Below are 23,437 nucleotides of genomic sequence, written 5' to 3' on the forward strand. Positions count from 1 at the left end.
TATACGGTGACTTCCGGTCGGAGTCCCCCGTAGCGATGGGATTACAAAGGGTCGAGATGGGGTAGCTCCCTTCGATGCGGATCCTCGTCTTGGCGAATACGCCAGCTCACGTCCATCTGTATCGACACGCCGTCGACCGCCTCGAGCGAGCGGGCCACGACGTGCTCGTGCTCACTCGGCGCTACGCCTGTACGACCGATCTACTCGACTATTTCGACATGCCCTACCGAGTGTACGGCGATCACGAAACGGAGCGCTACTCGAAACTGGGGTTCGCACGGGAGTTAGGGGGCCAGTTCCTGACGATCGCCACCGAAGCGATACGGTTCGGTCCCGACGTGATCTTCGGCAGGGGCCCCTACGCCGCCGCCGCCGGCACGCTGACGAGAACCCCGGTCGTGCTCGTCCTCGACGACGAGCCCGGTGACTTCAACCACACCGTTTCCCGACCGTTCGCCGATTGCATTCTCTCCCCGGCGGTGACGCGCCGGGATCTCGGCGACGCCCACTACACCTTCGACGGCTTCAAGGAGTGCGCCTATCTCCACCCCGACGTCTTCGAGCCGAACGCCGACGTTCGGGAGTACCTCGAGGTGGCTCCGGACGAACCGTACGCGATCGTCCGATTCAACGCCCTCGACGCCCTTCACGACGCCGACCTCGAGGGGTTTCGCCCGGAACAGCGACGCGACCTGATCGAACGGCTCAGCGAGGAGGTGACCGTGTTCGTCTCCGACGAGGGCGACGAGATGGACATCCGGGACCTCCCCGCACGGGCGTACGACCTCCACCCCGCGCTGATACACGATGCGATGGCCGAGGCCTCGCTCCTGGTCGCCGACACCGGGACCATGGTCAACGAGGCCGCACTGCTCGGAACGCCCGCCTTTCGCTACCGCGGCACCGACCGTCACGAGTACGGCGAGTTCCAGGAACTCGAGCGCGCCGGCCTCGCCGAGCAGTTCGACGAGTACGACGCGATCTGCGAGCGCTCTCTCGAAGTCCTCGCCGACGACGAGGTCGACGAGCGCTGGCAGCGGCGGCGGCGGGAGTACGTCGGCGATCTCGTGAACCTCACCGAGTTGCTCGTCGATGTCGCCCGGTCTCGGGGGACGGTCGACCGTCTCGATCGCTCGTCGAAACGGGTGTTACAGCCGCGTTCGCAGACGATGTGACTCCGGTTGCGATCCGACTTTCCGGGAAGGGTACCCGGCCGTTTCTCGCTACAGCGACCGGTGACTTGCCGACTATACGCGCCGATGCTGGTGCCGTCCGGTTCACAAAAAACTTATTACCGGCTCCGGAATAGAGCCGATAACCCCGTTCTATGAGTCTCTCCACACTCCTTAGTGAACTGTTCTCCGGGTCCGAAACCACGACGGACACGCCAGAAACCGCCGCACAAAGCGGCGATGGCGTCAAATCAGTGACGGTCGTCCACGAGTGCCGTGACTGCGGAACGAACGTCTCGGCCGGAACCACTCAGTGTCCGACCTGCGAGAGCGATGCGATCGTGACTCACTCGATCGATTGAGCCGGCGCTCGATCCTCGCGCTCGACTGTCCGATCCGTCGCCGCGTCGCGTTCGTCGCACGGAATCTCGAGTTTCCCGTTCGCCTCGGCGTCGAGCTGGATGGCGCTCCCGAGCGAGACGAGTCCGATCAGGATCGCGGCGAACGAAGCGAGACTAGCCGTCGCGGCCTCGTTGCCGCGAGCGACTCGAACGAGCGAGCTCCCCGCGCCCGCCAGCCCGCCGGCCAGCCCCACGGAGCCGACGGCGTAGTGGACGATGGCCGGATTGAACGATCGGACCACGTACCGCGTTTTCAGCCGCCAGCAGAAGCTCCGGAGTAACAGCAGGGAGACGTACCGAACGAAGGGGACGTACCGAATACTGCTCTCTTCGTCGCCGTAGACCGCCGTCATGGGTACGTCCGCGACCCGACAGCCCGCGACGTTGAGGTGTGTCAGGAGGTGGTTCAGAAAGCCGTACTGGTCGGTGATCGACTCGAGATCGAGTCGCTCGATCGCGTCCCGCGAGATGGCGGTGTACCCGTTTTGGGGGTCGCCGATCGACCAGTAGCCCGACGCGAACTTCGAGAGCCCGGTGAGGAGCGCGTTCCCGACGAACCGGAACGTCGACATGTCCTCGCGGTCTTCGGGTCGGAGCAGCCGATTCCCCTTGGCGTACTCGGCCTCGCCGGTCACGACGGGATCGATGATTCGATCGAGGATCGCGGGGTCCATCTGGCCGTCGCCGTTCATCACGGCGACGACGTCCATTCCGTCCTCCGTCGCGCGGCGGTAACCGGTTTTGACCGCCGCGCCGTAACCGCGGTTTTCCTCGTGACGGATCGGAACGACCCGTCGGTCGTCGCCGCCGTCGGCCACCGCGACCGCCTGTTCGGTCGCGCCGCTTTCGGCCGCCGCGTTGACCCGCTCGGCGACGCGCTGGATCACCTGCCAGCTCTCGTCCGGCGACCTGTCGTCGACCGCGTAGATCCGATCGACGAACTCCGGGACGGTTTCGATGACGCGACCGACGAACGACGCCTCGTCGTAGGCGGTCACGACGACGCCGATCCGCTCGCCCTTATACATCGTTCCCTCCGTCCGTGCTCGCGCTCGTCGCCGCCGACGTGTCGCGCTCGGTTCCGTCGCGATCAGTGCCATCGGGTTCGATACCGTCGTCGAAACCGCGCGACCCCCGCGGCGGTCGCCCGTCGCTCGAGCCGGCGAGGTCGTACTCTCGATGGAACGTTTCCGAGAGGTCGACCGCGTCCCGGCCGTCGACGACGACCATCGGCTCGAGGTCGCCCCAGTCGATCCGATCGAACTCCCGGTGGGGCGTGACGATCACGGCGGCGTCGAACGCCTCGTCAGCGAGCCCCTCGATCGTCACCGGGCGCGCGCCGTAGTCGGCCGGATCGACGAGCGGATCGACGCCCGCCACGTCGGCTCCCCGCTCGAGCAGGTCGTCGATGACGCCCAGCGCGGGCGAGGCGCGCGTCTCCTCGACGCCGGGACGGTACGTGACGCCGAGAACGACGACCGACGCGTCCGCGATGTCGGTGTCCACCCGCGCGAGTTCGCCCTCGAGTCGCTCGACGACGACCGACGGCATCTCGTGGTTGACCCGGCGGGCCGTCTCCGTGACGGTCATCGGCTCGTCGGTTCGGCCGAGCAGGAAGTGCGGGTAGTACGGAATGCAGTGCCCGCCGACGCCCGGACCGGGATCGTGGAGCTGACACATCGGCAAGTCGTTCGCCGTGTCCATCGCTTCGCGGGTCGAAACGTCGAGTTCGTCCGCGAGTAGCCCTAACTCGTTCGCGAGGCCGATGTTCACGTCGCGGTAAATTCCCTCGAACACCTTGACGGCCTCCGCCGTCGTCGCGTCCGAGACGGTGTGGACCTCGTTCTCCGAGAGCTCGTCGTAGACGACCGCGGCCGCCCTGGTACTCTCCGGATCGACGCCGCCGACGACCTTCGGATACTGGCCGCGGATGTCCCGCAGCGCCGTCCCCGAGGAGGTCCGTTCCGGACAGAACGCGAGCCCGAACTCGTCGGTCGCGAGACCGCTCTCGCTCGCGAGGTGGGGCTCGAGCACGTCGCGACAGGTCCCCGGGGGCAGCGTCGACTCGGCGATCACCAGATCGCCGGGGGCGAGCCCGGCGGCGATATCGTCGACGACTGATTCGACCGTCGTCAGGTCCGGATCGTTCGCGTCGTCCAGCAGCGTCGGAACGATGATGACGTGAATCCGCGCCGCAGCCGCCGCGGCCGAGCCGTCGGTCGTGGCAGCGAGCCGTCCCGCCTCGACCTGGTCGGCGACGAGGGCCGCGAGGCCGGGTTCGCCGACGACGTGGCTCTCGCCGTCGGCGACCGTCTCGACGACGGCGGGATCGATGTCCACGCCGGTTACGTTCCCCGTGATCTCGGCGTAGACCGCCGCGAGCGGGAGTCCCATCTTGCCGAGGCCGTAGACGGCGACCGGAACTTCGCCGCTCGTCAATCGGTCGCGCTGACGGCCGGGGGACCGGCTCGAGCCGTAGAGCCCGTCGGTGGTCCGGTCGCCGGTCGCGTCGCGATCGTCGCCAGCGGCGTCCGACATCAGGCTTCCACCTCCGGCTCCTGGAGCGGTTCGTCGTCCGCCTCGTCCGTCGGCCCCATCGCGAGCCGATCGATCAACTGGACCGTCTCGAGTGCCTGAATCCCGTCCTCGGCGGTCACTTCCGGCTCGGAACCGGTACGAACCGCTTCGACGAACGACTCGAGTTCGTTTCGAAGCGGCTCGCCGGTGTCGACGCGAGGTCGCTCGACGACGCTCTCGTGGCGGTATCGGGACTGGCCGTCGTCCGTGAGGTACTCGGGGTAGGAGTCCCGGTGGATCAGCACCGACTGCTCGAGGTAGTCCACCTCGACGAGACACTCGCGGGCGGTGACGGTGAGTTTCCGCACTTTCTTCTGGGTGACGCGGCTCGCCGTCACCGTCGCGATGACGTCGTCGTACTCGATCGTCGCGGTGGCGTAATTGCCGTTCTCGGATCCCATCGCGGCGACCGAGTGCGGCTTTTCCTCGAGTATCGAGCCGACGACGTCGACGTCGTGGACCATCAGATCGAAGACCACGTTTCCCGGTGCCGTCCGGTCGATCGGCGGGCCGAGCCGGTGGGCCTCGATGCTGATCACGTCCAACTCGTCGATCAGTTCCTCGACCGTCTGCACCGCCGGGTTAAAGCGCTCGATGTGACCGACCTGCAAGATCAGGCCCGCCTCGCGGGCCCGCTCGGCCAGTTTCTGGCCCTGCTCGACGGTCTCCGCGATCGGCTTCTCGACCAGCACGTTGACGCCCGCCTCGAGACAGGTCGAGACCGTCTCGTAGTGGGCGTGGGTCGGAACGGCCACCGTCACGAGGTCACAGCGTTCGCACAGCGTCTCGAGACCGACCGGTTCGGTTCCGTACTCGTCGGCGACTCGCCGCGCGATCCCGTCGTCGTGGTCGCTTACGCCGGCGAGTTCGACGCGGGGCAGTTCGGCGTAGATGCGCGCGTGGTTTTCGCCCATCGAGCCGACGCCGATGACGCCGGCTCGAATCTGTTCGTCGGTCGTCGCGTCAGTCGTTCTGTCCGTACTCATTGGCTGATAACGTGATCCCGAACTGCTTCGACGACGGTCTCCCTGTCGCGTGTCGACAGGCCCTGATGAACGGGCAGTGACAGTACCTCCTCGGCCGCCCGTTCCGCGCGCGGTAACCGCGCCGCAGCCGTGCTAACCGTTTCGTAGGCCGGCTGGTGATGAATCGGCGTCTCGTAGTAGATCCCGGTCCCGACGTCGCGATCGGCGAGGGCCGCCTCGAGGGCGTCCCGATCGTCCGTCCGAATCGTATACTGGTGGTAGACGTGCTGAAAGCCGGTCGGCTCCGTCGGCGTCTCGAGCGGGAGGTCCGCGAACCGCTCGTCGTACGCGGCGGCGTTCTCGCGACGGGCGCGGTTGAACTCCGACAGCCGCTCGAGCTGGGCGCGGCCGATCGCCGCCTCGATGCTGGTCATCCGGAAGTTGTGCCCGAGGGCGACGTGGTCGTAGCCGCCGGTCCCGCTCACGTCCCGGCCGTGGTTGACGTAGCTCGCGGCGCGCTCGGCGACGTCGTCGCGGTCGGTGACGATCATTCCGCCCTCGCCGGTCGTCATGTTCTTGGTCGGGTAGAACGAGAAGCAGGCCGCGTCACCGAACGTGCCGACTCGCTCGCCGCCGACTTTCGCCCCGTGGGCCTGACACGCGTCCTCGAGGACGAACAGATCGCGCTCGTCGGCGAGGTCACACAGCGCCGGCATCTCCGCTGGCAGTCCGTAGAGGTGGACCGGCAGGATTCCGGCGATATCGTCGCGCTCGGCGAGCACCCGCTCCACGTCGGCCGGATCCAGCGTGTAGGTCTCGGGATCGATATCGGCGAAGACGGGTTTGCCGCCCGCCAGTCGGATCGCGTTCGCGCTCGCGACGAAGGAAAACGGCGACGTGATCACCGCGTCGCCGTCCTCGAGTCCGATCGCCTCGAGGGCCGCGTGTAACGCGGTCGTCCCGTTGGCCGTCGCGACCGCGTCGTCGGTGCCGCAGTAGGCCGCGAATTCGTCCTCGAAGGCCCTGACTTCCGGCCCGGCCGCCAGTCGGCCGTCCTCGAGGACGGATTCGACCCGCCGGACGGCGTCGTCGCTGAGTCGAGGGTCCGCGATCGGAACTGGAGTCGCGTCGCGGTCGGGTTCGGTATCGGCGTCGGCCGTCCCGGCTCCCGCATCGGTACCAGTGCTGGTATCGGTACCAGTGTCGGCATCGATACCAGTCTCCGCTTCTCGGTTCGTTTCGGTGTCCGTCATGCGAGCTGGTTCGCCCCCTCGAGTGGAGCCGGTAACTCCCGGACGGCGGCCGGCGTGCCGACGGCCAGACTATCGGCAGGGACGTCGTCCGTCACCACGGCCCCGGCGGCGACGAACGCGTTCTCGCCGATCGTGACGCCGGGCAACAGCGTCGCGTTCGCGCCGATCGACGCGCCGTCCTCGATCGTCGGTCCCTCGAGCCCGTCGTCGGTCCGAATCGGGTACTCGTCGTTGGTCAGCACCGCGCCCGGGCCGACGAAGACGTTGTTACCGATCGTCGTCTCGGTCGGGACGTAGACGTTGGTCTGGAGGCTGACGTGCGAGCCGATCGTCGTCTGTCCGTCGATGACCGTCTTGGTTCCGACGAGCACGTCGTCGCCGATCGTCGTCCCTTCGCGGACGAGGACGTCGTGTCCTGTCGCGAACTCGTCGCCGACCGTCACGTCGCCGTAGACGATCGAGCCGGCTCTGATCGTCGCGTCGTCGCCGATCCGCGTCGGCTCGTCGAACTCGCCGTAGCCGACCGTCGCGTCGGCGTCGATCGTACAGCCGTCGCCGCGGACGACCTCTCGTACCGCTTCGCTCATCGTGGTTCGCCTCCGTCGTCGCGGCTCCCCTGGACGTCGCTCGAGCGACCGCGACGGTGAATCGTGGCGTGCGCTCGAGCCGCTACTCGGCGTCGTGGTCGGTCGCGTATTCGTTTCATAGTCAATCGATACCCGCGTGGGTAATCGTGCTGAAACAGCCGGTAGCGAGGCTTTGTTATCCCCGGCTTGCAGGGCTCGTAGGAACGAACTACGGCCTCCTCGGGACGGAACACCCCGTCATCGTCGTGAGCCGGTCACTCGCGGCCGCGAACGAGCGTATAAAGTGGGATCGCGCACTGAAACGTCGTATTTCTCGTCTGTCACGGATGCCAACTGGTACAATTCCCTTTCCCGCGGGTAGCAGAGCGATAGTAAAGTGACACAGTCTGGCATTCGATGGTGTGAGGTATCCGACTACACCCGTCAGACGGAACCGGGACTCGAGACGACACGACGAGAGCAGACATGTCTGAGACTGAACTCACGCAAGCCGAGCTATTCGACGTCTTCAGCAACGCGCGGCGACGACGGGCGGTCCAGTACCTGAAACGTCAGGGCGGCTCCTGCGATCTCGCGCCGCTCGTCCAGCAGGTCGCCGCGTGGGAGAACGACACCGAGCCCGACGATGTGACCCGCACCCAGCGCCGGCGAGTGTACATCTCGCTGTACCAGACTCATCTGCCGATGCTCGAGGACCACGGCATCGTCGACTGGGATCCCGACGGGCACAAGATCGAACTGCTACCCAGCGAGGACCGGTTCGAGCCGTACCTCGACCGCCACCTCGAGAACGATCGGGCGTGGCATCGCATCTACGCTGCGGTGACGTCGGTCGGCGTCGTCGCACTCGGGCTGTCGTTGCTCGCAGTCGGTCCCCTGACTACCGGGCTGGCACCGATCATCGCGCTGATGCTCTGCCTCGTCGTCCTCGCCCTCTCGGCGGTACAACACGTCTCCCGCCGACCGGATTTGGACCTTCCGCTCGGCTTCGCGAGCCGGTAGAGCGGTTCCCGCGCCCGACTTCCGTCGTCGTTTACTATCCTCGCCATCCCCGTTTGCGCCGACCCGCTTCCCGCCGTCCGTCTCAGCGCGTCTCGGAGCCGTTTCGCACCAGCGCGAACCCCGAGAGCGATCGCCGAACAGCCGCCCTCCGTCTCGTCGACGGACGGACTGGCCCCTGCAGTCTCGAGGGGCGATCCTCGCTCGAGAAGCGACTCGAGTTGGTACTGCTGTCTCGGCGATAAGTCAGCGTTTCACCGCCTTGGAACGCGTCGAGCGCGCCGCAAAGCGGAGCAGCTTCCCCTCGGAGTTCGATTCACACTCGAACGGGAGAATATTACGATTCAGTCACTTCTACCCAGAAATGGGTCTCCTCCGCAGCGTTTTCGTTCGTCGGGGTGCCTGGTGGCTCGCCCTGATAGAGCAACAGACTGATCCTGACCGTTTCGCCCGGGCCTGCAGTCGGGGTCACCGATCGCTCCCCGCTCGCGGTCGCGCCGTCCGAGACGGTCGCGTCGATCCGTCGTAACTCCGTTCGTTCGACCACCCCGCCGTCTTCGATGACCTGTTCCTGGACGACGACCGTGTAGCGCTGTTGGTCTCCCTCCTGGTTTTCGATCGAGACGGTTACCGGGATCGACTCGCCCGGCTCGACCTCGCTCGGCAGCGCGCCGGCGACCAGTTCGCCGTCTTCGTCTTCACTGTACAGCGCGAGCTCGGTATACCCACCGCCCGCCACGGGCAGCAAAAATCCGACGAGTAACGCCCCGACCGCCGTTCCGATCGCGACCACGAGCAGTACCGACGACGCCGTCGCAACCGCGCTATCGTCGCCGCGGAGGCGCCCCAGACTCGAGATCGGGGAGACGCTGAACCGGTCGGCGTCCGGAGTCCGGAGCCGTCGCACGACGCCCAGTTGGGCGGCGACGACCGTCACGAGAGCGAGGGCCGCTGCGACCGACGCGGCGGTCAGCCCCCAGCCGGTGATCGGCAAGAGCAACACGGCCAGCGGAACGATCGCCAGCGAGAGGACGAATCCCAGACCGACGCGTTCGGTGACGTCGATTCCGCGGGGGCGCGCCTCTGCGGCCGTCGCCGCCGTTTCCCGCGCATCCCGCTCGCGGGCCGGGAACAGGACCGAAACGAGCGCGTAGCCCGGGAGAAACAGTGCAAGCGGCATCGTAACGAACAACCGAAGGCCGTTTCCGGACTCGAACGACGTCACGATCAGGAACGCGAGCACCGCGCCGATCGAGACGGCCGCGAGATCGAACGGGTACCGGCGAACGAACGCGAACCGCGTCCGACTACTCGTTCGATGACTCATCGACGATCCACCGGGGTTCGTCGTGCGACGTTCGATCCCTGTACGGACAAGACGAGTGGCATTCTCGTTGGAGCGATACACTCTCCCGTGCTTTGTTATGGCCGCGTTACCGCGATGAAAACTACCGTCCGGTGCGATATCGACCGGTCACTGTGAGACCGACTGTATTCGCGGTCCGCCGTCGGGGGTCACCTGCCGCCCTAAAAGTCGATGTACTGTCCCTCCCACTCCCGACGATCTTCGATCTGCTGTCGACCGGCATCAGTGATCGCGTAGTAGTTCGTTCGTCTGTCGAGTTGTCCCTTCTCGACCAGTTCCTTGTTGACGAGCGTGTCCAGATTCGGATACAACCGTCCGTGGTTGATCTCGGAGCTGTAGTACTTCTCGACTTCGTCTTTGACGGTCTGCCCCGACGGTCGGTCGGCACCTGCGATCACGTACAACAGGTCGCGCTGGAAGCCGGTCAGATCGTGCATTGCTCAATCACACTGACCGTTCCAGTGAATAGATATTTGTTATCCGTCTCGTACAGTGTCCGTTCCGTCGTTTCGTGGGGTATTACTCGAGCGTAACAGCGTATTCACGGACGGTGTTCGATCTCCGAAACGTCCATCGAAGCGCCGCTCGAGGCGGTCATCAGCGGCGTCGGATCCAATCGTTTCACCGGGCAGACGGACACCACCACATTCGCGACCCGCCCGAGGACGATCAGCCGTCGCTATCGGAGACGACGACGTTGATGCCGTCCGCGTCGATCCGAACGCGAAGGGCGTCGACGGTCGTCTCGTAGGCGGTCGTATGGGAGCCGTCGTTCTCGAACCGCACGCACTCCGCGAGGAGATCGCTCTCGAGAAGGTTATTGATTCGTCGGTAGACCGTTGCCGACGAACTGTCCGTTCGTTTCGTCAGTTCCTTTGCAGTCTTCGGCCCTTCGCTCGTGGCGATGAGGATCGTCCGTGCGCAGTCGTCACCGAGGACATCGAGTTTGGTCGCGGGATTGGTAGTCGACTCGGATCGCGTGTTACTTGCTTGCGTTGACATGGTCGTAGTCACCCGTCCAGGACGGGCAGGGTCCGTTCGCTCTGTGTGAGAGGGGACGATTCGAGGGGGTCTGTCGCTGGACCACCACTGTCTGCGGTTCCACCGTTACATTCCAGCACAAAGATCGGTAAGCCATAGTGGTATTTTATAACGATGTACCTTATTCTCCGCCGCTATTTCGTTCCGCGACGTAAGATCGTATTTCGATCCGGAAAGTACAGCTTTCGCCGATTCCACGAACCGATAAATACTCGGTTTGAATACCTAATACGGCTGAATTCTGGTTGAGGTCGCTCGACGGCCGTTCGACTACACGTCGGTATCGACGCTTCTACCGGGTCAAGCCGCCCAGAAACCGGTTGTTTCCCGGTTCTCAAACCGGCTTCCGAGGTGAACGGTCAGCGTCCTTTATTCGCGATTGCTCCCCTCGATACGATGATGCCCGGACGGGTATCGCGGCAGATCGGCCGCGTCGCGACCGGATCGAGTTCGGCGGTCGATCCATCCGGTCGGCGGCGTCCCCGATCGTATCCGTCCGAGTACACCCCCTACAACCCATGAACTCCACACAACACGATTGGAAGCCCATGGAATCGTCGACGGCCGGTGCTCGATGTCGAAACTGCGGAACGCACGTCACGCAGCAATTCGCGCGCGTCTTCGGTGACAACGGCGACATCGTCCACGGCTGTCCATCCTGTACGACCTATCGAGAGATGCAATCCGGCGGTCATCTCCCGGGTGACTGATCGCCTCCGGCCAGCTCCGTTTTTCGTTTCGACGCCACCCCTCTCCCGTCCGCCCTCGAGACGAGAGACCGAGACGGTCGGCGACTGGAGGGCCGTTCTCCCGTCCGTCCGCGCCGTTCGTCACGTTTTCAGGAGACGGTTTCTCACGTCTTCCGGACGCGATGTGATCGGCGGGTGGAACCGATGGCTCGAGTGACTGTATCCCTCTCCTACTCCCGGTCGCGCGGATCCCGGTCACACAGGCCGTCTCGGGCGATGGCGTAACCTGCAAAAGTTAAAGGTAGTGGTGGGAGAAATGGGAAGACATGGTTACAGGTGGTGGACGGCCGTTCGAGTACCCTTGCCCTTTCTCTCTGATCGATGTCAGTTCAAACGAACAGAACTGAGCCACTCGAGGAGAGCGAGGTATTTCACATCCTCGGTAACGATAGACGGCGGGCTATCGTCCAGTTGCTCGCGGAGGAGGGCGGACAGATCGACGTCTCCGACGTCGCGACCGAGATCGCTGCGACGGAGTCAGATACCACGCCCGTTCCGAACAACCTCTACAAGAGCGTCTACGTCTCCCTCCAACAGACGCATCTCCCCCAGCTCGAGGAAGACGCCGTGATCGAGTACGACTCCGACGCGAAGACGATCCAGCCCGGTCGTCACTTCGACGAGGTCCTCCAGTACGTCGACGGGCACACAGACGATCACTCCCGCGTCTTGGGGCTTCACCTCGGACTCTGTCTCCTCGGGCTCGCGATCATCGCGCTCGCCGGTCTCGGGCTGCCGGTCGCCTCGAGCATCGATCCGGTGCTCTCGAGCGTGCTACTGTTTCTCGCCGTCGCTTCGAGCAGCCTCTATCAGCTGCTCGGGTGAACGAGGTGCACACCCCACCTCCACGTCCGGCGAACCTCGGCCATCGGCGCTCAGCGCGCGTCACGCCCACACTCGCACGGCCATCCGTCGTGTGACGGCTAGTTCGGTACGACGCCGTCGCTACGCGCCTGGTGACTGCTGAATCGAGTGTGGTCGTCCGCCGAGCGAACGACAGCATCCCGTCGCGACGCTCGCTGCGACGGCGAGAAAAGACGCGCGGTCCGTTGGATCGGTCGGCCGTTCGCTACCGAACCCGGTCGCAGTCGCAGGGTCGGCTCAGTCGGCCGTCACACCGTCGGTGGTGTTCTCACCGGTGTCGTTGAGATCGTCTCCGGTCTCGTTGAGTCCGGTTTCAGTCTCGTTCGTCTCGTTGTCGAGTCCGGTGTCTTCGGTTCCGGATTCGTCCGTTTCGTCGTCGATACCGGCGTCAGTTTCCTCGGTCAGCTCGAGGGTCGCAACCTCGCCGGATTCGTCCGATAACACCATGTGGATGTACTCGCCGGCAGCGAGGTCACTGGTGTCGACCTCGAACTCGACGTCCTCGCTCGCGCCGCTCTCGAGGGTCACGTTCTGCTCGGCGACGAGGTCACCGTCGAGACGGAACTGGATCTCCTCGGTGCGTTCCTCGTCCGTGGGGTTCGAGATGTTCGCCGTCACGGTGATGTTCTCACCGACCGCGGCGCTGCTGGGCGCCTCGAGTTCGCTGACGTTGAAGGAATCGGCTGCCGCAACGTCGTCGGCGTCATCCTCGGTTTCGTTGTCGTCGATCGGCGTGAGGTCGTCTTCCGTTTCGTTATCGTCGGTGACGTTATCCTCAGTTTCGTTGTCGTCGATCGGCGTGAGGTTATCGTCCGATTCGTCGTCCTCGGTTTCGTTGTCGTCGATCGGCGTGAGGTTATCGTCCGATTCGTCGTCCTCGGTTTCGTTGTCGTCGATCGGCGTGAGGTTATCGTCCGATTCGTCGTCCTCGGTTTCGTTGTCGTCGATCGGCGTGAGGTTGTCCTCTGATTCGTCGTCCTCGGTTTCGTTGTCGATCGGCGTGAGGTCGTCTTCCGTTTCGTTGTCGTCAGTGACGTTGTCCTCCGTTTCGTTGTCGTCGATCGGTTCTTCGTCGATCGGCGTGATGTTCTCTTCAGTTTCGTTGTCGTCAGAGACGTTGTCCGCAGCCTCGTCATCGTCAGCCGGCATTTCACCGTCGGTGACGTTGTCGATCTGGTCTGCGATCTCGTCACTGTCGACGTCTTCGCCGACGATGAAGACGTAAACGGACACGTTCTCGATGTTCAGGTTCTCGATGGTGGGGTTCTCGACGGTGACGAAGATCGGCTGTCCGTCACCATCGACCGGTAGATCCTCCATCGGCATCTCGTCGGCCGGCTCTTCGTCTGCTATCGCATCCTCGTCAGTCTCGTTGTCGTCGATCGGTTCGTCGGTAACGTTGTCGTCAGCGAGCTCGTCCTCGTCGGTTTCGTTATCGTCGACGAGCCCATCGTCAGTCTCGTCGTCGTCAGCGAGTTCGTCCTCGTCGGTCTCGTTATCCTCGACGAGGCCATCATCGGTCTCGTTGTCGTCGACCGGTTCGTCGGTGACGGTATCGGTCGGTTCTTCGTCAGTCGGTTCCTCCTCAGTGACGTTATCGTCGGGCTGTTGGACGTCCTCGTCGGTCTCGGTATCCTCGACCGGCTCCTCATCGGCCGCATCCTCGACGGTGACCACTGCATCGTCGGTCACCGGCTCGTCGTCGGCCGTGAGGAAGGGCCCGTCAAACTGCCCCTCCGATTCGACGAAATCGTACGTCTGGTTGTCGTTCGTATCGCGATGGGGCATCGCAGTCAGGGTCTCGTCCTCCTCGAGCGACTCGTTGAGAGTGACTTCGACCTGTTCGTGCGTGCCGGCCTCGAGGTACTCCGAGGTACCGATGACGCTCCCGAAGACGTCTCCCACGAGGAGGCTGCTATCGTGGATCGTCACGAAACCGGGGTTCGCGAGCGTGACGTTCTCAACGACGACCGTCTCGCCATCGGTCGTCTGATCTTCGAACGTCACGTACGCGGGCTGGGAGTCGTCGTCCGCGTCCGCGGTTTCGTTATCGGCGTCACCGTCGTCGGGGACCGTCTCGTTGTCGTCGATCCCCGTCGCTGTCTCGTCCTGTTCGTCGTCCGCCGTTTCGTTCGTCGTCTCGTTCGCTGAGTCGTACTCGTTCGTGCTGGCCTCGCTGCTCTGATCGATGGTATCACCGGATGTCGCGGCTGCGACCATCGCCCCGCTCGAGCAAACGAGCATCAGCGCGGTAAGTACGACGAGCAACTGATTGCGTGCGTTCATGGTTGCCGTGAAGGCACCAATTTCGTCGTTGCATCGGCGCATAAACCGGCGGAACCATTACGCGAGAAATCGGATACTACGGCCCACCGGTAGCGTATTCAGTGTCGGGTTCGCTCGCGGAAAACAACGATTGCTGATAGGAACGGTCGCCGGTGAATTCCCTTCCACTCGACACCGGCAGCGAGAATCGGTACACCACACGCGGAGCTCGACCCGCTGTCGGACTGAAGCGTGACTAATCGTCGTTCATCTGTTCGGGCGATTTCGACGCCGTCGGTTCGTGACCCGGCAGACAGACCAGGTTCTCCCGTCCGAGACGCAGTTTCGTGATCTGTTCGTCCTCCTCGAGGTCCGCGAGCAGTCGGCTGACCTTCGCCTTCGACCAGTCGACGGAGTCGACGATGCTCGATTGCTTCATCCGTCCGCCGTTTTCTCGGAGGAGCGTTCGGACCCGCTCCCGATCGGTCACGAACTCCTCGGGATGCGTCTCGGGACCGGCCGCGATCGAGGTCGGCTCCTCGTACCGGTTGCGAGCGACGAGTATCCCACCGAGAAGCGCGAGCGCGATCATTCCGGCGAGCGCAGCGATGTGGGCGCTGCCCTCGAGTTGGAGCGGCCGGGCCGACCACGAGACGAACCCCGGTCGAGTGCCCGTGGTCACCGCCGACGCGACGGTTCCACTGGTCGACGGAACGAGCGCGACGATGGATCGGGGGGCTCGTCGGTGGATGCTCATGGCTGTGTGAAATCCGCGTTCGCGTCGTTCATATCCTGTATCCTCGTGACCATTCTACAAATCGCTTTTTATAACCCATGTGCTGTTAGTACGGTAGCTATATCTCTTCCAGAACGCGAATTCCACTGGACTGACCGGTTCCGATCCGTCGGTATCAGTGGGATTCCGCGATGGGGTCCCGGACAGTCGCTGCCTATCGACGGCGGGCGGTGGTCGACTCGATCCGGGATCACCGCAGCTGAACACTCGCCAGTCATGGTATAGGCGGTCTTTGTTCGACGGACCGAATAAACTCGTCCGGACGTTTCGAACGGCTAGTGCGGATTCGCTCCGGATTTAGCGAGTAACAAAATATTGCCGTGACTGTCCACGAATCGAACACGAGCGAGTGATGCGCCCGTCTCGACGGCCTCCGTCTCGGTGTCGCACCGATTAAAGGCCCGATACACCGGCGGATACGAACGTCCCGTACTGTCGACCGACTCAACTGTACGAACCGTGTTCCCGGTTCGACTCCAGTAGCGTGCCAGCGTCTTCCTCGAGCGGCGTCCGTTCGCCCTCGTCGACCAGCGAACGGATTCCGGACTCGAGATCGATCCGGGCGTCGAACCCGAGTTCGCGCGTCGCCTTCGCGGTGTCCGCGCCGCTGTGTCTGATATCGCCGGGGCGAGAATCCCGGTGGACGATCGGCGAGGACGATCCGGTCGCATCCCGGACGATCTCGGCAAGTTCCAGGACCGTCGTTCGCTGGCCCGTCCCGACGTTGAACGCCTCGCCGACCGCGTCGGTCGTCGCCGCCCGCAGGTTCGCCCGGACGACGTCGCTCACGTGAACGAAGTCGCGACTCTGCTCGCCGTCTCCCTCGACCGTGATCGGCTCGCCCGCTCGCGCCTGCTCGAGGAACGTCGAAATCACGCCGCTGTAGGGCCCCCGCTGGCGCGGGCCGTAGGCGTTGAAATAGCGCAACGCGACGGTCGGCAGATCGTATAACTCCTCGTAGAGGCGGGTGTACTGGTCGAGTGCGTGCTTCTGGACGCCGTAGGGCGAGGTCGGGTTCGTCGGCGCCGTTTCCGTGATCGGCAGCTCTTCGGGGTGGCCGTAGATCGCCGCGCTCGAGGCGACGACGACCCGGGCGTCCTCTTGACGGGCCTGCTCGAGAATCAGCAGGCTCGCCTCGAGGTTCGTGCGATTGCTCTGTCGGGGCGCGTCGACGCTCCGCTCGACGCTGACGAGTGCGGCGTGGTGGAAGATCACGTCCACGCCCCGAGCCGCCTGCTGCAGCGCGATCGGATCCCGAACGTCGCCCTCGATCACCGTCACGCCGTCGGGGAGGTGAGTTCGGTCGCCGGTCGTGAGGTTGTCGAGGACCCTGACCTCGTTGTGGGGCGTCAGCGCCTCGACGAGGTGGCTACCGATAAAGCCCGCGCCGCCGGTCACGAGCACCGTGCTGTCGCGAATCGCTGGCGAGTCCATCTCCCGGGAGTATCACCACCTCGCTGTTTAGTATCCGATTCGTACCCTCGCGTATTCTGGCTCGATCCGGAGGAAGGTACTGCTTACACCGGCGACGCTTTCGATATCGGTCGGTATTATCGCCGTTCGGTCGATCGGCAATATACGCGACCGGATGGCGGTTGGACGATCGGAAACGACGTGTCGTTCGGTTTCGTCCGTCGGCACGTTCCATTCTCGAGGCGGTGGGAGTGCGAGGCAGTTGGGGAAGCTATATGCGCGGCCCTCGGCAACTCCACGGCAATGACCGTGGATCTCGTCGTGCGCAACAGTACCGTCGTCACGCCCGCGGGTCGGACGCCCGACGCGGGCGTCGCCGTCGAGGACGGCCAGATCGTCGCCGTCGGCCGGAGCGACCGGCTTCCGGACGCCGATCGCGTCCTCGACGCCGAGGGGAACGTGCTGGTCCCCGGGATCGTCGACTGCCACATCCACAACCGAGAACCCGGCCTCGAGTACAAGGAAGATTGGGAGTCCGCGACGCGAGCGGCGGCCGCCGGCGGCGTGACGACCGTCGTCGGGATGCCCAACACGGACCCCGTCATCGACAGCCCCGCGAATCTCGAGCTCAAATTCGAGCGCGGCGAGGCCTCGGCCCACGTCGACTTCCAGAGCTACGCCGTCGTCACCTCGGAGAACCTCGAGCTGATCTCCGAAATCGACGAGGTCGGCCCGCTCGGCTTCAAGGTTTTCCTCGGCTCGACGGTCGGCGACGTACCGCCGCCAAACGACGGCGAGATACTCGAGGCGATGGAACGGATCCGCGAGACGGGGAAACGGCTGGGCTTCCACGAGGAAAACGGCGAGATCATCGACCATTACACGGAGCGGTTCCAGGCCGAGGGGAGAAACGAACCGATCGACCACTCCCGCTCGCGGCCCGTTATCGCCGAGCGGGAGGCCGTCGAGCGGATGATCACCTTCGCCGAGGAGACCGGCGCGAAGGTGCACATGTTCCACGTCTCGTCGGGGTCGGCGGCCGAGGCTGTCGCCCGCGGCAAAGACCGCGGCGTCGACGTGACCGCTGAAACGACCCCCCACTACCTCTGGTTCACCGAGGAGGTCATGCGCGAGAAGGGCAACGTCGCGCGCGTCCAGCCACCGATCCGAGACGCCGAAGAACAGGACCGACTCTGGCAGGTCGGCATCGACGACGATTCCATCGAGTGTATCGCCACCGATCACGCGCCTCACACCCCCGAGGAAAAGAAGGTCGACGACCCCTTCGGCAACACCTGGGAGGCCATCTCGGGCTTCGTCGGCCTCGAGACCGAGGTCCCGGCCATGCTCACCTTCGTCGACCGCGGTCGATTCACGATGGAAGAGTGGGTTCGCCGCCACTCGACGAACCCGGCCACGGTCTGGGGGATGTACCCGCAGAAGGGATCGCTACAGGTCGGGACCGACGCCGACTTCACGCTCGTCGATCCCGATCTCGAGTGGACGCTCGAGGACGCGGACGAACTGCATTCGAAGAACTGCGTGACCCCGTTCGAGGGCGAGTCCTTTACGGGGAAAGCGGTCGCGACGGTCGTCCGCGGCGAGGTCGTGGCGGAGGACGGCGCGGTCGTCGGCGAAGCGGGACACGGAACGCGCGTCGACGTCGCGTAGCCCGCCGCTGGAATCCTCTCGGAGCGGGCCGACAGTCCCCCGTCGAAGCTTCCGTTCCACGGTAATTCTGTCTGCATACATATAATTTTAATTTATTTCGGTTCGCTCAACGTTCCGATGAGCGAATAAGTCGTCCATAGGAATACGACTCTCTCGACAGGGGACGACCATGCGAGACGAGACCGCTGCGGAGTCGAACCTGAACCGACGATCGATTCTTCGCCGAGGTGCGGTCGCGACGACTGGCCTCGTCGCGCTCGGCGCGGGCGCCAGCGCGCAGAGCGACGAAACGGACGAACCGACCGTCATCACGGAGCGGACGACGATCACCGAACCGGGGGAGTACGTGCTTGGTGACGATCTGGCGGTCGACGACGAGTCCGGTCTCACGATTCGGGCGAGCGACGTCACGCTGGATGGACGGGGACACGAGATCGTTCGAACCGGTGACCGCGCCCTTCCGGACCCGGACCGTCCGGACCCGGATACGGCCGGTATCGGTACGGATGCGCCCGATTCAGACTCCCTCTCCGATATCACCGTGACGAACGTGACGGTCTCGAACTTCGGGGCCGGAATTCACTTCGACGACGTGCGGGACGGGTCGATCGGAGCAACGACGGTGCGCGAAAACAACGTCGGTATCTATCTCGAGAATTCGACCGCGATCACGGTCGCCGAAAACACCGTGGATCGCACGGGGTGGCGCGGAATCGCGCTGTTCGACTCGGACGACAACGTGGTTACCGAAAACGCGAGCAATAACGGGAACCACGACCTCACCCGCGGGCTCGAACTGCTGAATTCGAACCGGAATACGATCGAGAAAAATACGTTTTCGAACAATTTCACCGGTGTCGAACTCGGGAACTCGCACGGAAACGGACTCGAGGAAAACACCATTCGCGACAACGAACACGAGAACGTCGTGCTGCGGGAATCGAATACCAACGCGTTTCTCGGGAACACCGTCACGGGCGCCGGGTGGGTCGGAATCAGCGCGACGGGCACCGGCAACGAGTTCGAACGGAACACGGTACGAGACACTCGAGGGTACGGGTTCATCGTTTCCGGAGCCGAGAACCTGGTCAGAGGGAACGAGATCACCGGTAGCGCCGCCGATGGGCTCAATCTCGATGGCGAGCGCGGTCGCATCGAGGAAAACACGATTTCGGAGAACGACCTCGCCGGAATTCGGGTTAGCGGTAGCGAACACGCGCTGAACGAAAACGTCTCGACCCGTAACGGCGAAGCGGAACTGTTCCTCGACGAGGAGTCGTCCGATACCACGGGAACGGGGAACCGCCTCTCCGACGACGAGTGCCCCTACTTCGTCGACGACGGAACGAACAACGACGTCGAGTACGTACCGGAGTAATCGATCCGAACCGTTCCTCGACTCGAGCAGTCGGTTCCCGTGACGATTCTCAGTCCATGAAAGTAGCGACCGATTTATATTCACCGCCCGTTCGTCGGGCCTCGATGAGGACCGCTCGCCATGACCGAAACAGACGCCACGGCGGACGAGAGCGACGAACCGGACGGGACGGCCGAGATGGACAAGACTGAGCGGTTGCGGTCGGTGTTCCTCTCCGTCACCGACGGCGAGGCGGAACCGATGGTCGAGTCCCAGCGGGAGGACTCCCACTCCCGGGAGATTCGCGAGGAACAGACCGACGAGGTCGTCGGCCCGGCGGAGCATCACGGACTCGACGATGCGATCGACGACCCCGAACCGGCCGACTGATCGCGAGGGCGCGTTCGCCGGCTACTCGAGGTCCGCGCCGACCGCCGCTTCGATCGACGAGTAGCCGTCGCGCTCGAGCAGTTCGACCAGTCCCCTGTTGATCCGCTTGGCCGTCGACGGCCCCTCGTAGACGAAGCCGGTGTACAACTGGACGAGCGACGCGCCGGCCCTGATCTTTTCGTAGGCGCTCGCCGGGGAGCCGACGCCGCCGACGCCGATGATGGGCAGTTCGCCGTCCGTGTACTCGGCAAGCGAGCGGATGACTCCCGTCGAGCGATCCGCCAGTGGCTTCCCGCTGAGGCCGCCCCACTCCTCCCGTCGCGGTGACTCGAGTCCCTCGCGACCCGTCGACGTGTTCGTCGCGACGATGCCGTCGAGATCGAACTCCCGGACGATGTCGACCAGGTCGAAGACGGACTCCTCGGGCTCGTCCGGGCCGATCTTGACCAGGATCGGCACGTCCCGATCGTTTTCGGCCTCGAGGGTCTCGAAGATCGTCCGGAGGTGCTCGGGCGAGCCCTCGTCGAACTCGTCGGGCGTGTTCGGACAGGAGACGTTCACGACGACGTAGTCGGCGAACGGCGAGAGCCGATCGAAGACGCGCCGATAGTCCTCGATCGCTTCGCGCTCGCTCGAGGAGTTCATCTTGCCGACGTTGACGCCGAGAGGGACGGCCGGGGTACCGTCGGCCTCGAGTCGCGACTTGACCCGTTCCATCCCCTGGCCGTTGAATCCCATCCGATTGACCATCGCCTCGTCCTCGCGCAGGCGGAAGAGTCGCGGGCGGTCGTTGCCCGCCTGCGGATAGGGCGTAACGGTTCCGATTTCGACGAACCCGAAGCCTAACGCCTCGAGCGCGTGGGTCACTTCGGCGTTCTTGTCGAAGCCGGCGGCGACGCCGATCGGGTTCGGAAACGTCGCGTCGAACAGGTCGACCTCGAGCGCGGGATGGCGGTACTGGTAGGCGGCGGCCAGCGCCGCCCGCGTCGGCCGGGTCGATTGGGTCGCCCGGAGCGTCCGTTTGCCGAGATCGTGAGCCGTCTCGGCCGGCAGTTTGAACGCGAGGGGCCTGACCCGCGAGTACAGCGTCATCGCCGTCACGTGGGGGCGGCCGACGGGTAAACGTCCCGAAACGACTGCGGTCGAGCGGCCGTCGGACCGTCGGCGTTCAGCTCGACTCGAGGACTGCTCGACACTGCGTGTCTGGGGAAAATCAGTGCACGACAGTAGCAGTCAGCGAGGAGTCGTCGTTCGTATCGACCGTCAGTTCGCGGACTGTATCGAGGGCAGTGATCCGACGCCGTTCGAGGCGACCGTGGCGAACACGAACAGGATCATGATGATTGCCCCGAGGATCGATCCGGGGATCGAGAGCACGCCCATCGCCGAGATGAGCAGGAGACTACTGCTCGCGCCGATCGCAGTCCGGAAATACGCGCTATCGGCGCGGGCAGTGACCGATCGATCGGGGTCGGTTTGCGACCGCTCGAGTTCGTCGTCCGACGCCTCGAGATACGGTCGGAATATTTCCAATCGGTCGGTCGGTCGCACGACCCCGCGGGGCTGGTCGTACTCGATGATCCCCTTCTTGTCGAGTTTCGGAAGATGGGACTGATACAGCGGGATATAGACGCGCTGTCGCTGCGCAGACGTTAGTTGCGCCACCGTCGTCTCGTGTTCTTTCGCCGCGACGTGCTCGGCGACGTCGCGCATTTTGACGAGTTCGTCCCCGTCGAGCAGATATCGGATCGCTTCTCGCCTTCGATTCGTCTGAAGAATGTGGAAAATATCGTCCGGGGATAGCTCGGCCGTCTCGTCGAACTGCGGATCGCTGGAGGGCGTATCCGAAGTGCGGGATGGGATATCGAATCTGGAGGTCATACGCTACAATCGGGAAAGGAAACCATGTCTACGTAAATCCTTCGGGACTTCGTTCTAACTAAAATATTCCTATATGATTGATAAAGAAGTACGATACTTTGATGATTTTATTAAACACTATCCAACAAAGATGGGCGTGCGGTCGATCGAGGGGCGGGCGAGCTCGTCCGAGGTCCGCAGTATCGGTCCGAGTTGAAAATACGGTGCGAGCGTGATAACTCTACTACCAACAGTGTTTGGGGCGAGTGATTCGGTCCCACTGAAAAACCGATGACGCGACTGCGCCGACGGCACGACCACGACGGATTGGGCGGACCTCGGAGACCGGAGCCAATCACCGGTCGCCGACGCGTCCCGCGTTCGGGCCGAACTCGGAGGCGAGCAACTCGGGAACGTCCGCCGGCGTTACGTCCGAGTACCACGCGTTTCGCGGTTGAATCGAGATCGCGGTCCCGTTCTCGCTGCACAGCCCCAGACACGAGGTCGTACTGACCGAGACGCTCGTCCAGAACGCATCGCGATCGCGCAACCACGCTTTCGCCGCGGCGACCGTCTCGTCGGCCCCGGCGTCACCGCAACTCGCGTGTTCGGAATCGCGATCGTTGGCGCAGACGAACACGTGGGCGTCGAGGCGTTCGCGATGTTCTTCGGTCCGATCCTTCATGGACTGCTCAGCAGTTCCTCGCGTTGCTCGGCGGCCGATCGTCCGTCGGATCGCGGCCGAAGCCGGCCGAAGCACCCGGCCACGAGGATCCACAGGGCAGCCTGGCTCAGGACGGTGAGCCCGCGGAACGCGGCGACGAGATCGGTCGGCATCGCGCCGGATTCGACGATGGTCGGCGCCGCGATCGCGGTGCCCGCGACGAGGGCGACGATGGGAACGGCCGCCGTGGCCACTCCGAGCGGTCGACTCCGCGCAGATCCGCGGGTATACCCGTAGATCGACGCCGCGGCGACGATTGCGCCGACGGCGATGAGACCGACGTAGATCGCGATCCGAAGCGTCGGATCGTACGCCTGTTCGGCTCCGGGTGTTGTCGGCGGCAACACCAGCCACGGCGCGACCGAGACGGAAAGGAAGCCGGCACCGGCCAGGACGTACGCCTTGACGTTCCCGCGGCCGGGCAGCGCCGGCTCGAGGAAGTAAAAGCCGAGGGCGAAGACGCCACCCAGCAGGATCCCCCAGAGGACGCCGCTGCCGATGCTCACCGCGGCCGTCGTCGCCTCGCTCACGGCGTGAGCATGTTCGCCGGCAGCGTGGGCGTGCTCACCGGCTTCATGAGCGTGTTCGCCCGCTTCGTGAGCGTGTTCGCCATGCTCGCCGCCCTCGGCGAGCGTCTCCATATACCCGATAAGCGGGTTCGCAACGAGCGCCATGTACGCGCTGTACGCGATCCCGGCGATCGCGCCGGCGAGGACTCCGCGCTCGAGGTAGTCGACGAGCATCAGTGACAGATCACGCCGGCCGCGTGCCGGAAGTTGTGCATGGAGTCGTGGGCCAGCGGCTCCTGAAGGAACAGCAGTGTGAACGCCAGCGCCGCGACGAACGCGAAGACGGCCACGAGCTGGCCGGTCGTGAGATCATCGCGTGCGGTCCCGATTCGATCGTGAACGGTTTCGGTCGTCGTCATACAAGTCAGTTTTCTCTACTGAAAGTCCGATTGTAAAACTACCGATCGTCCAGCGGCGC

The 23,437-nt window shown here is 64.2% G+C and carries 24 protein-coding genes; 8 read left to right on the top strand and 16 right to left on the bottom strand.

Annotated elements, in window-relative coordinates:
* Nucleotides 1–74 precede the first annotated feature (74 nt).
* Together AC0QDI_RS00830 and AC0QDI_RS00835 are read left to right on the top strand one after the other, a co-directional pair.
* The gene (locus AC0QDI_RS00830) at nt 75–1,175 is read left to right on the top strand and encodes a DUF354 domain-containing protein (RefSeq protein ID WP_474664311.1); all 1,101 of its coding nucleotides are present in this window, start codon (nt 75–77) and stop codon (nt 1,173–1,175) included.
* A 152-nt stretch (nt 1,176–1,327) separates the two neighbouring features.
* Nucleotides 1,328–1,534, top strand: a complete 207-nt coding sequence (locus tag AC0QDI_RS00835; RefSeq protein ID WP_474664313.1) for a hypothetical protein — start codon at nt 1,328–1,330, stop codon at nt 1,532–1,534.
* Here AC0QDI_RS00835 and AC0QDI_RS00840 read toward each other — a convergent pair.
* From AC0QDI_RS00840 to AC0QDI_RS00860, 5 genes are read right to left on the bottom strand one after another with little or no spacing between them, the layout of a single operon-like run.
* Entirely contained in the window at nt 1,519–2,601 is a 1,083-nt protein-coding gene (locus AC0QDI_RS00840; protein ID WP_474664315.1) for a glycosyltransferase family 2 protein, read from the bottom strand. The genes AC0QDI_RS00835 and AC0QDI_RS00840 overlap by 16 nt on opposite strands.
* Nucleotides 2,594–4,111, bottom strand: a complete 1,518-nt coding sequence (locus tag AC0QDI_RS00845; protein ID WP_474664317.1) for a nucleotide sugar dehydrogenase — start codon at nt 4,109–4,111, stop codon at nt 2,594–2,596. Before AC0QDI_RS00845 ends, AC0QDI_RS00840 begins: the two co-directional genes overlap by 8 nt.
* On the bottom strand, nt 4,111–5,136 hold the full coding sequence (locus AC0QDI_RS00850) for a Gfo/Idh/MocA family oxidoreductase (protein ID WP_474664319.1): 1,026 nt from the start codon (nt 5,134–5,136) through the stop codon (nt 4,111–4,113). Before AC0QDI_RS00850 ends, AC0QDI_RS00845 begins: the two co-directional genes overlap by 1 nt.
* Complete coding sequence (locus AC0QDI_RS00855) at nt 5,133–6,368, bottom strand: DegT/DnrJ/EryC1/StrS family aminotransferase (protein ID WP_474664321.1); 1,236 nt, start codon at nt 6,366–6,368, stop codon at nt 5,133–5,135. The genes AC0QDI_RS00850 and AC0QDI_RS00855 overlap by 4 nt, the downstream gene beginning before the upstream one ends.
* On the bottom strand, nt 6,365–6,955 hold the full coding sequence (locus AC0QDI_RS00860) for an acyltransferase (protein WP_474664323.1): 591 nt from the start codon (nt 6,953–6,955) through the stop codon (nt 6,365–6,367). The genes AC0QDI_RS00855 and AC0QDI_RS00860 overlap by 4 nt, the downstream gene beginning before the upstream one ends.
* 465 nt (nt 6,956–7,420) lie before the next feature.
* Between AC0QDI_RS00860 and AC0QDI_RS00865 the strand changes: the two genes are divergently transcribed.
* Nucleotides 7,421–7,957, top strand: a complete 537-nt coding sequence (locus tag AC0QDI_RS00865) for a DUF7344 domain-containing protein (protein ID WP_474664325.1) — start codon at nt 7,421–7,423, stop codon at nt 7,955–7,957.
* Nucleotides 7,958–8,291: 334 nt separating this feature from the next.
* On the opposite strand, the gene AC0QDI_RS00870 is transcribed toward AC0QDI_RS00865, so the two are convergent.
* The 3 genes from AC0QDI_RS00870 to AC0QDI_RS00880 form a co-directional block, all read right to left on the bottom strand.
* The gene (locus AC0QDI_RS00870; protein ID WP_474664327.1) at nt 8,292–9,281 is read right to left on the bottom strand and encodes a DUF1616 domain-containing protein; all 990 of its coding nucleotides are present in this window, start codon (nt 9,279–9,281) and stop codon (nt 8,292–8,294) included.
* 200 nt (nt 9,282–9,481) lie between these two features.
* The gene (locus tag AC0QDI_RS00875) at nt 9,482–9,757 is read right to left on the bottom strand and encodes a PadR family transcriptional regulator (protein WP_098726399.1); all 276 of its coding nucleotides are present in this window, start codon (nt 9,755–9,757) and stop codon (nt 9,482–9,484) included.
* Between the two features lie 232 nt (nt 9,758–9,989).
* The gene (locus AC0QDI_RS00880; protein WP_474664329.1) at nt 9,990–10,322 is read right to left on the bottom strand and encodes a helix-turn-helix domain-containing protein; all 333 of its coding nucleotides are present in this window, start codon (nt 10,320–10,322) and stop codon (nt 9,990–9,992) included.
* 587 nt (nt 10,323–10,909) lie between these two features.
* Here AC0QDI_RS00880 and AC0QDI_RS00885 point away from each other — a divergent pair.
* Together AC0QDI_RS00885 and AC0QDI_RS00890 are read left to right on the top strand one after the other, a co-directional pair.
* Nucleotides 10,910–11,071: a DUF7563 family protein gene (locus AC0QDI_RS00885; RefSeq protein ID WP_007109247.1), complete on the top strand. Its 162-nt coding sequence runs from the start codon at nt 10,910–10,912 to the stop codon at nt 11,069–11,071.
* Between the two features lie 360 nt (nt 11,072–11,431).
* The gene (locus AC0QDI_RS00890) at nt 11,432–11,935 is read left to right on the top strand and encodes a DUF7344 domain-containing protein (protein ID WP_474664331.1); all 504 of its coding nucleotides are present in this window, start codon (nt 11,432–11,434) and stop codon (nt 11,933–11,935) included.
* A gap of 276 nt (nt 11,936–12,211) precedes the next feature.
* Here the strand turns inward: AC0QDI_RS00890 and AC0QDI_RS00895 are convergent, their stop codons facing one another.
* The 3 genes from AC0QDI_RS00895 to AC0QDI_RS00905 all read right to left on the bottom strand — a co-directional run bounded on the left by AC0QDI_RS00895 (nt 12,212) and on the right by AC0QDI_RS00905 (nt 16,469).
* Entirely contained in the window at nt 12,212–14,260 is a 2,049-nt protein-coding gene (locus tag AC0QDI_RS00895; protein WP_474664333.1) for a DUF7282 domain-containing protein, read from the bottom strand.
* A gap of 235 nt (nt 14,261–14,495) precedes the next feature.
* On the bottom strand, nt 14,496–14,996 hold the full coding sequence (locus AC0QDI_RS00900; RefSeq protein WP_474664335.1) for a helix-turn-helix transcriptional regulator: 501 nt from the start codon (nt 14,994–14,996) through the stop codon (nt 14,496–14,498).
* Between the two features lie 483 nt (nt 14,997–15,479).
* Nucleotides 15,480–16,469, bottom strand: coding sequence for an NAD-dependent epimerase/dehydratase family protein (locus AC0QDI_RS00905; RefSeq protein ID WP_474664337.1), 990 nt, complete (start codon nt 16,467–16,469; stop codon nt 15,480–15,482).
* Nucleotides 16,470–16,751: 282 nt separating this feature from the next.
* Between AC0QDI_RS00905 and allB the strand changes: the two genes are divergently transcribed.
* The 3 genes from allB (at nt 16,752) to AC0QDI_RS00920 (ending at nt 19,866) form a co-directional block, all read left to right on the top strand.
* Nucleotides 16,752–18,119 (top strand): allantoinase AllB, encoded by a 1,368-nt coding sequence (allB, locus tag AC0QDI_RS00910; protein WP_474664339.1) that lies wholly within the window; start codon nt 16,752–16,754, stop codon nt 18,117–18,119.
* 169 nt (nt 18,120–18,288) lie between these two features.
* Nucleotides 18,289–19,497: a NosD domain-containing protein gene (locus tag AC0QDI_RS00915; RefSeq protein ID WP_474664341.1), complete on the top strand. Its 1,209-nt coding sequence runs from the start codon at nt 18,289–18,291 to the stop codon at nt 19,495–19,497.
* Between the two features lie 120 nt (nt 19,498–19,617).
* Nucleotides 19,618–19,866, top strand: a complete 249-nt coding sequence (locus tag AC0QDI_RS00920) for a hypothetical protein (protein ID WP_474664343.1) — start codon at nt 19,618–19,620, stop codon at nt 19,864–19,866.
* Nucleotides 19,867–19,887: 21 nt separating this feature from the next.
* Here AC0QDI_RS00920 and AC0QDI_RS00925 read toward each other — a convergent pair whose 3' ends face one another.
* The 5 genes from AC0QDI_RS00925 to AC0QDI_RS00945 all read right to left on the bottom strand — a co-directional run bounded on the left by AC0QDI_RS00925 (nt 19,888) and on the right by AC0QDI_RS00945 (nt 23,378).
* Entirely contained in the window at nt 19,888–20,958 is a 1,071-nt protein-coding gene (locus tag AC0QDI_RS00925) for a quinone-dependent dihydroorotate dehydrogenase (RefSeq protein ID WP_474664345.1), read from the bottom strand.
* Between the two features lie 171 nt (nt 20,959–21,129).
* Entirely contained in the window at nt 21,130–21,747 is a 618-nt protein-coding gene (locus tag AC0QDI_RS00930; protein WP_474664347.1) for a DUF7344 domain-containing protein, read from the bottom strand.
* A gap of 334 nt (nt 21,748–22,081) precedes the next feature.
* The gene (locus AC0QDI_RS00935; protein WP_474664349.1) at nt 22,082–22,411 is read right to left on the bottom strand and encodes a (2Fe-2S) ferredoxin domain-containing protein; all 330 of its coding nucleotides are present in this window, start codon (nt 22,409–22,411) and stop codon (nt 22,082–22,084) included.
* Nucleotides 22,408–23,193, bottom strand: a complete 786-nt coding sequence (locus AC0QDI_RS00940) for a CbtA family protein (protein ID WP_474664351.1) — start codon at nt 23,191–23,193, stop codon at nt 22,408–22,410. The genes AC0QDI_RS00935 and AC0QDI_RS00940 overlap by 4 nt, the downstream gene beginning before the upstream one ends.
* Entirely contained in the window at nt 23,193–23,378 is a 186-nt protein-coding gene (locus AC0QDI_RS00945; RefSeq protein ID WP_098726414.1) for a CbtB domain-containing protein, read from the bottom strand. The genes AC0QDI_RS00940 and AC0QDI_RS00945 overlap by 1 nt, the downstream gene beginning before the upstream one ends.
* Nucleotides 23,379–23,437 lie beyond the last annotated feature (59 nt).

This window comes from Natrinema sp. LJW11, assembly GCF_056135975.1.